At 38.4% G+C, this 263-nt stretch carries 1 protein-coding gene; it reads left to right on the top strand.

Annotated elements, in window-relative coordinates; all coding sequences use genetic code 11:
* Positions 1-197: hypothetical protein (locus tag ACODJP_RS14160; RefSeq protein ID WP_422482597.1), on the top strand; the 197-nt coding region annotated here is incomplete at its 5' end.
* Positions 198-263 lie beyond the last annotated feature (66 nt).

Genomic DNA, 263 nt, shown 5'->3' on the forward strand with positions numbered 1-263 from the left:
GGATAATCTACAGAAAATTGGAATCATGCATGAGCAGCAATGCGTGCTTTGTCAGGAAGAAGATGAAACCACTTCTCTTCTTTTCTTCAAATGTAGATTCTCAGCTCACATCAAAAGAAGTTTGGGGCATTGGTGTGGAGTTGTGGCTCTATAAGATCGTGGGAATATGGGTTGGTCTTCATGCAAATTCAATGTAAATCGAAGACAAGAAAGCAACTCATTTATCGAGTTATGATAACTACTACTATCTAGCAGATTTGGAT

It is taken from the genome of Pleomorphochaeta sp. DL1XJH-081, assembly GCF_049310885.1.
GTDB lineage: Bacteria > Spirochaetota > Spirochaetia > Sphaerochaetales > Sphaerochaetaceae > CAYZJV01.